4 protein-coding genes and 1 pseudogene are annotated in these 6,140 nt (G+C 54.5%); all 5 read right to left on the bottom strand.

Annotated features, from left to right (window positions below; translation table 11 throughout):
- Window positions 1–768, bottom strand: a 768-nt coding sequence (locus tag ACJY2G_RS20040; protein WP_439292030.1) for a type VI secretion protein ImpA, incomplete at its 3' end; no start/stop codon positions are given.
- Window positions 768–2,228, bottom strand: coding sequence for a hypothetical protein (locus tag ACJY2G_RS20035; RefSeq protein ID WP_430319326.1), 1,461 nt, complete (start codon window positions 2,226–2,228; stop codon window positions 768–770). The genes ACJY2G_RS20040 and ACJY2G_RS20035, both read right to left, overlap by 1 nt.
- A gap of 15 nt (window positions 2,229–2,243) precedes the next feature.
- Window positions 2,244–4,784 carry a type VI secretion system Vgr family protein gene (locus ACJY2G_RS20030; protein ID WP_439292029.1) on the bottom strand — a complete coding sequence of 847 codons (2,541 nt, stop codon included), beginning with the start codon at window positions 4,782–4,784 and terminating at the stop codon, window positions 2,244–2,246.
- Window positions 4,785–5,327, bottom strand: coding sequence for a type VI secretion system lipoprotein TssJ (tssJ, locus tag ACJY2G_RS20025; protein WP_439292028.1), 543 nt, complete (start codon window positions 5,325–5,327; stop codon window positions 4,785–4,787).
- 63 nt (window positions 5,328–5,390) lie between these two features.
- Window positions 5,391–5,675, bottom strand: a pseudogene (locus ACJY2G_RS20020) (type VI secretion system baseplate subunit TssG); the annotation flags it as partial.
- Between the last annotated feature and the right edge of the window lie 465 nt (window positions 5,676–6,140).

Here is a 6,140-nt window from a genome sequence, read left to right as displayed (position 1 = left end):
GACATCGATAAATTCGCCTTCAACCCGGCGGATAAGAGTCCAACCGGTTTCGGTCCATTCAATATCTTCCCAGTTGTAATCTTTTTCACCCGTTTCTGGGTCTGACCAGTTACTGCGTCTGATGCCCTGAGATGCAAGAACCGGCTGCCCAAAGTCCTCGGAAATAAACCGGGCTGCTGCAAATTTAATATCCGGAAGATAGAAGCCTGTTTGTTCGGGATTCTGTCCTATTTCTATTCTTACGGAAGGATCAAGTTTATAACAAGGTATTTTTGCTGGGAGTTCAATGTTTGAATATAAGCTTCCACAACCGGTATAGGTCAAATCCCCATCATCCCATGACCCTCGCAGCGTCATTGATAATCGCCTGTCAAGTTTTTTAGCCACAGATTCAAGAGCAGAAATTTTATTTATTTCATATTCAGTCATCCATCCATTCCAAAACTCAACAATACCTTTGCTAATATTGCTCATAGCATGACCGATATCGAATGCTTTGATGTCGTTATGTGTTCGTAGAATATAAGCTTTCATGTAACGTTCTTTCATCGGTCTGATATTAGGCATCACGCGAGTTTCCCATACTATATCTGCCTGCTGCCATTGTGGGAGTTTGCGGGTATTGAGAGGCATCTCCCGTTTATATCTTGCCAGGGCTTCTTCATGTGCATCGATATAAGCAATAATGGCATCACGGGTTTCGGCAAAATGTTCTGCTGAGATAAATTTTTCTAAAAAGTAACATTCCTGCGGATGTAAAATACCCATTATTCTTTTCCTTTTGGTTCATACCAGTTGTTTTTATTCTCTAGCTTCGGTAGCCCCAGATAAGGGCTGACAGGGTCACCGGCCACATCACCATAGCCCCAGCCGGTTTTACGCCGCTCACCGGTAAACTCTTTTCTAAGCTGCGACGGGTCCAGTACGATTTGTACCGCTCCGCCTTCAAGCGAATATTCTTTGGCATTCTCATTGATTTGTGTTGCAGCCCGGCCTTCCCAGACCTTGAGGGACTGTCCCGGCGGAACGGTGTAAACGACATATTCTCCGTTTTCATTCCAGCTTTTCCATACGGCAAAGTTTTTACGCCAGTCACTTTTCGACGTCAGCTTTTCAAACTCTGCCTTTCGCATCCAGCAGATGCTGTTGTCTGAAGAATTAGGGTCAATGACCCGATAGAGAATCTCACCAGGAGGAATTTCAACACCTATCAAGGAATTATCGAAAGTATCAAACTTGCCTTTTAAAACTACATTATTTGAATTTTCACTAATATCAGGCCAACCCTCAGCAATTTTCTTTGATTGCACAGTCGAAAGCTTACCTAGCGGTTTAAATTTTTCTGTTGGTGCCCCAACATCCACCCAATCCGGCTTTTCCTGCTTAAACATCTCCACTTCTTTTGCCGCCCGTTCACCGCCGTAGAGGTGTGCGTTGCTGCCCACATGCGCGCGGTAGGCATTGTCACCTTCAACACGCAGGCGGTTTGCCAGTTTTTCCAGTAAATCCGTGACGGGGGCGAGGGCTTTACTTAGCATCCGGTCCGCGTTGCGACGTACTGCCATCAGCATGTTCCACAAGGCGGCCACGGGTTGCTTTAACGATGCCGGGCCCCAGGCCGTGACTTTATCGAGAAGTTTTTTGGTGACGGAGAGGAGTTCATCAAAAACACTTAACAGATCGAAGACGTCCAGGCTGTCGATCACGCCGCGTAATTTTTCCTCGAGGAAACGGTAAGGGTTATAAATTTTCAGATACTTCAGCGCGCTGCGCGTGGCGGGCATATTCAGAAAATCGTTCAATAAGCCGATGGCGCCTTCAAGTGCACGGTAAAGCTGGCCGGGGTTGTTTAGCTGATCCAGATGACTTTTGCGCAAATACAAAAACAGGACTTTAAATCCGCCCTTGCACAGCGACCCTAACACCGGGAAGCAGCCGATCAATGTCAGGCATAACGCAACCCATGCCCAGGTGTCGCTGTCGTCTTCATTAATTTTTTTGCAGTTAGCCACCAGATCGCGGATATCGCAGAGCTGATCCACAAAAGGGATCATGGAAATCACCGTCCCTGTGACGACCTGTCCGGTAGTTTGTTCTGTATTGAAATCTCCCTGCAGGGTTTCCCAAATCCATTGGCCTGCGGCCTCAATTTTTCTTTGTCCGCTGTAGACCCAGCTGTCAGGTGGCGGAGTGAAAAATGCCAGCGCCTTTTCGAAATCGTCATCCATTGGTGATTGTCCCTGTTATTTCGTTAAAAGGCTGTCCGTTGCCGCATCAAGTGAGGTGTAGCGTTCCCAGTCCGGATCCGGTAAGGGTTCGGGCAGAACGTATTCCACGCTGGCTGATTCAAACGGCACATTTTTATGCAGTGCATATCCCTGTTCATCAAGCTTGCCAGCCAGTACTGAGCCGCTTTCAAATGTGATGCGGTAACCCGCGTTCGCTATGGCATTTAAGTCTTGATCCCTGAAATCCAGCGCCAGGTCGTATTTTCCGCCTCCAGGCAGATAGGGCATTTTCAGCCGTACAGGATTCGCCACCGTCAGCACCGTGTGCGGCGTTTTCCTGAAATATTCACCGGCCGTGCCGTACTCAATTTTGCCGTCCTGCAGGATGAGGTAGCTGCCGCCACCAATCAACGTGATGCGCTTTTTCGCGCTGAACAGGATATCGCCGTCCACCGCCGTGATGCTCACTTTTTTGCCCGCCGCAAGCGCCAGCCGGTTGTTCTGCGTCTGAACGTCGACCCTGCCTTCGCTGGCCTTCAGGCTCATTTCGCCCTTCAGCGCAAAGAGGCCCATTTCCTCACCGGTGTTGACGGTCAGGTTCTTAATCACCCCGATATCCGCATTGTTACCGGCGTTCAGTATCATGTTTTTGGCGGCGGCCAGCTGCATATGTTCGCCGCTGGTCAGTGCAATCCCTTGTGGCGCGCTGGCCAGCACCACCTGATTTATCGGCTTCAGCCGTTCGCTGAACATGGCGATTTGCGCCGCGATGTCGGCCTCCAGCGCGCTGGCTTCGGCGGCGGCCTGGCTGAGGGCTTTCACCTGACGCTGCAGGTAGTCGATTTCAGCCATCGCCGCGCTGTTATCCAGCACCTGACCCTGCGCCTGCGGCTGGGCGTCCGCGCTGAGAAAGACGCCCCTGCCGCCGCGCAGGACGCCGTGTTCGTCGGTGCGCAGCTCAAAACCTTCGCCGCGCGGCGCGTTTTGCGCATCGACGATATGCCCGCTATTCAGCTGGGTTTTGCCGTATTCGGTGGCGAGCTTGATGTGCTCCTCACCGCGCCGGTCCTCCATCCGCAGCTTGTTATTTGACGGGGTGCGCAGGACGTTGCGGGTGTGGTTCCTTTCGGTCACGTGGTCGGGATGTTCGGAGTCGTGCAGCGCGGCGGCGATGTACGGCCGGTCGGGATCGCCGCCGTCAAAGGCAATCGCCACTTCGGTGCCGTCGGTCAGCGGCATATGCCAGCCGTAGCCGTCGCCGCCGTAGGGTTTGGCGAGGCGCACCCACAGGTACGCGTAACCGGCATCCGCCGGGGCACGGTCGCCGTCAATGCGCACGCGGTAACGCCCCTGATTATCCAGCCACGCGTAGGTGTCGCCCCGGGTCGGGCTTTCCACCCGCGCCGGTATCGTGCCGCTGAGCACCGGCCGCGCCGGTGGTTCGGGGCGAAAGCCAATCGTTTCGCGGTAGGCCATGCCCCAGATATTGAGGCGGAAGTGGTCGGTGCGCGAGCCTTTGGCGACGATGCGGGTAATGAGGATGCCGTCCGGCAGGTCGCTGAACGGATAGGCCTGCGGCTCCAGCACCTGACCCGGCGCCAGCCCGCTGCCGGTGGTGCGGGCAAAGATGCGGCACTGATGATTGAGTTTACGTTCATGGCGGATGCGGGCGTAGAACGCGCCGGTTTCAGCGGCGGCGTCCACGTCCTCACCGGCCTCGCGGTAGGGTCGGGCATAAAGGTAGCTTTCTCCGGTCACCGGCGCGGCGCTGCGCACCTGCGCGCTGGCGTCAAGCGGCGTGGTCGCTTCGCGGTAGTTATAATCGCGTTTGAAGATTTTGCCGGTCACGGCGTTCCAGTGGATTTTCAGCCCCCAGACGCTTTCGGCGTGGCCGTCGCTCATCCCCGACGGCTCGCAGTACGGCAGAGTCACGCCAAACTGGTACTGCTCCGGCCCGTCGCCGAACAGCACCTTTTCACACGTCAGGCGGGTGTCCGCCTCAAAGCGAAACCAGATACCGACCTCGGCCAGAATGCGTTTTATAAACTGCAGGTCGGTCTCGCCCCACTGGGTGATGAGCTCGCGGTCGGGGTAGGTCTGGCTGAGGCGAAACTCAAAATCCTGCCCCTCCAGCCCGTGCTTGCGCAGGATAAACTCCGCCACTTCAGGCACCGACTGGTTCTGAAAAATAAAGCTGTTGGTGCTGTTTTCCAGCAGCCGCAGGCGCGGCACCAGCTCAAGGCGGTACAGGGTTTCGTCGGCGGAGGTCGACAGGCGCTGAAAGTCACGGATAACGCCGTACACGGCGCGTTCGGGCTGGAAAGGCGTGCCCATAGTGAAGCTGGCGAACTGGCGCAGCATCTGCGCGGCGTCGATATCCGGTTCGGGGCAGGTGACGTCAACGGTGTAGGAAAAGGTCTCGCTGAGCTGTTCCTCGCCGCGAAAGTTCAGCACGTCCAGACTGTAAGGGCTGTTCCAGATATCAAGTGAGTAGCGGGACAGACCTGTCGCATCAGGGAGAAGATTTTTCAGGATATCAACCACAGAAACCTCCATTTAATCTTTGAGTGGTAACAACGTAAGCTGCCCGTTACTGAGTTCCAGCGTGCGGGGCTTGTCGGGATCAAGCTCTTCCCGTTTCAGGACCACCCGCCAGGTATCGTGTTGTCTGTCCGGGTTGCGAAACAACGCCACCACGGCGACAAACTGAGCATCGGGTTCCATGGGCATATCCAGTGATACATCACCGCCCGGCATCACCAGCACTTCCTTAGAGGCCAGGGCATCGGCTTTTAACAGGTTGTCGGCCTGAAGCAGCAGCTTTTCATAATCCGCGGCGTCAAAGGCTTTGCGATCTTTAAGCTGATAAACACGCACCATGGTGGCAAGTGATGACTGATCGCCTTCATCTGTGTTCATAGAAGTGCGCGAGGAAAAATCGAGATGCAGTGTTTTAATTTGCTTATAGAAAATCGCTTTGGTCACGCCTTTGGTGCCATCGACCACTTTCTGAGTCAGGCCACATCCGCTAAGCAGAACCGCGAGCAGAAACAGGCTGAAATACTGCCATCTTATAGGTGAGGAAATTATTTTTGCCATCAGGGCATCCTTTTTCTTCATTCGCAAAAAATACTGTGTCCCTGCAATGTCTTGATTGCAGGGTTAACGGAACCGGTATTCTCCCGACTCAGCGGGTAGCAAAGGTTCTTCATGTACACCCTGATAGGTGCCGAGGCTGACGGTCATACTTTGCGGCAGGCTGTCACGTTTGCTTTCCTGTAAACCCAGCACACCGGTACGCCCGAGCTGTATCCGTCGGGACCCACCGAGCCGGGGTTCCGGCAGCAAGCGGGTAGGGACGGTGAGTTGCAGACGGGCATTGCACCGGTAGCCGAGATATACCCGCATCAACACGAGTAAATCGGTATGCAAATGGCCGCCGGGTAGTGCCGGACAGCAGCGGTAACAAGGGATCGGGAAAAGGCAGAGTTGCCACGCTCTCTGATTGCAAGGGCATCAGCGCATTCAGTGTGGTACGCCGCGTCAATGCTGCAGACCAAAGGTTATCGGGCACACCCGACACGGCGTCAAACCTGACACCCACGGCCACGGGAAGAACCGGCGTGCTCAGGGTTTGAGGATGCTGCATTTCATTAAGCACAACGTCCCGAAGCCATGAACAGGCTGCTTCAAGACAGATAGCCTGAGACTGGCGAGCGGGCTGCATATTGATGTCTGACGAACTCAACCAGTCACTCAGCCGTGTTGCGCCTTCATCGTCGTCCCTGACGATCATTTTTCCGTCGGCAGCGCCCACAAACCAGGGCGACGCCGTTCCGTTCAGCCGGCAACTGACCAGCACGGGAATGCGGCATCCGATGCGCTTTTGCAAACGATAAAACTGCTGACGCC

Origin of the sequence: Rahnella sp. ATs2, assembly GCF_051851855.1 — a bacterium.
Classification (GTDB): Bacteria; Pseudomonadota; Gammaproteobacteria; order Enterobacterales; family Enterobacteriaceae; genus Rahnella; species Rahnella variigena.
Note: the sequence above shows the minus strand (reverse complement) of the source record. Positions and strands in the feature narration are given on the sequence as shown.